The organism is Pseudomonas sp. RL_105y_Pfl2_101 (genome assembly GCF_963970585.1).
Classification (GTDB): Bacteria; Pseudomonadota; Gammaproteobacteria; order Pseudomonadales; family Pseudomonadaceae; genus Aquipseudomonas.
In genome coordinates this window covers 1-1390 of record NZ_CAXAPG010000118.1, presented here as the reverse complement: position 1 = coordinate 1390, position 1390 = coordinate 1, and the positions used below count along the sequence as shown (strand labels likewise).

General features: G+C 50.6%; 3 protein-coding genes. 2 read left to right on the top strand and 1 reads right to left on the bottom strand.

What is annotated here, in order from left to right:
* Both AACY31_RS28690 and AACY31_RS28685 read left to right on the top strand, forming a co-directional pair.
* The coding region (locus AACY31_RS28690) for a polymorphic toxin type 47 domain-containing protein (protein WP_339505648.1) at positions 1-722 on the top strand (722 nt) is incomplete at its 5' end.
* Positions 723-733: 11 nt separating this feature from the next.
* Positions 734-1156 (top strand): DUF6756 family protein, encoded by a 423-nt coding sequence (locus AACY31_RS28685; RefSeq protein ID WP_339493228.1) that lies wholly within the window; start codon positions 734-736, stop codon positions 1154-1156.
* A 36-nt stretch (positions 1157-1192) separates the two neighbouring features.
* Here AACY31_RS28685 and AACY31_RS28680 read toward each other — a convergent pair.
* Positions 1193-1390 (bottom strand): hypothetical protein (locus AACY31_RS28680; RefSeq protein WP_339505645.1); only part of this gene is annotated, 198 nt, incomplete at its 5' end.

Genomic DNA, 1390 nt, shown 5'->3' with positions numbered 1-1390 from the left:
AGCCGGTCTATGAAGGCGCTTACGACATCGACCGCGATCCGCTGTGGCAACACAAACCTAAGCCTGTGACCTTCAGCGCAGTGGCGTGGTACCAGTGTGACCACCTCGGCACGCCGATGGAGCTGACGGACGAACACGGCGACATCGCCTGGAGCGGGGTCTACAAGGCCTGGGGCCTGGCCAAGGAGCAACGCAGCGAGACCGCCAAACGCGCGGATCTGCGCAATCCGTTGCGCTTTCAGGGGCAGTACTACGATGTGGAAACCGGGCTGCACTACAACCGCTATCGGTACTATGATCCGCAGGTCGGGCGGTTTATTGGCAAGGATCCGATTGGGTTTGCGGGCGGACTCAATGTTTATGCCTATGCACCAAACCCGGTGACTTGGATTGATCCGATAGGGCTAGCCAAACTAACGCATGCACCGGACTTTGACACCGCAAGAACACAGGCATTCAAGAACGCAGGAATGACAAATCCTGATAATGTTACATTCTCTAAATATGACCCAGTAACGGGCACTGTCGTTGAGTTCAAAGGAGAAGGGGGAGCAAAAGTTGCATATGATGCCCCTCATGCCGATATGGATCCTGCAACCGGACACGATAAACCGCATGTAGGTTGGCAAACTGCAGGTAAGCGCGGAAAATGCGGCTGTGCTGAGCGAGGCAATATTACCTATAGCGGCCCACAACATCCACATCGCCCTGACAAGAAGTAGGCTGATACATTATGAATCAAACAAACAGCTCATCTCTTAAGACCGAAATAGAAAAAGCCTTAGCATTGAATGGGCTGGTCGCCCACGAGATAGCAAATAAAGATGAAGTACTATCAGCAGTAGAGTCCATCTTTGTCAAAGAGAGGCCTAGAGCTTGGTGGTCATCCTTGGCGGCAAAACCAAAAATATATACATTCACTGACAACTCAGCATACTTACATATAGAGGAAGTGGCGCCACCCACTACTGACGACGTATGGCTAATAGCGGACGAGGACAACGAAGAAAAATTGTTATTCAGCCTCCCACTATCAAAAATCAAAAGAGTTCTGGAGGAATGCCGATTCTTCGAGTATTACATCGTGGACAAAGATCTTACCTGGCTGCTCGCAGAGAATGACCACGGTGACATTCTTGTTTCCAATAACAATTGATCGAACTCTGCCCACTATAAGAGTAAGAAGGAAAAATCATTGAAGTGTATAGTTCGCCTCGGCGACAACACCGACCACGGTGGCGTTGTCACCGAATCGAGTGCGATCCATAAATCTATGGTCACCCCCGTTTTTGCAATACTGATTAGCGGGCGAAGTGGTTGGCTTGCTTAAATCTATCCGGCGTCTATCTGGGGCATGCCCCGCGCCATGATGAGAGTCGCGCCTGACGAT

Coding starts and splice junctions, on each gene's coding strand:
- AACY31_RS28685 (WP_339493228.1), top strand. CDS start 734: ATGAATCAAACAAACAGCTCATCTCTTAAGACCGAAATAGAAAAAGCC.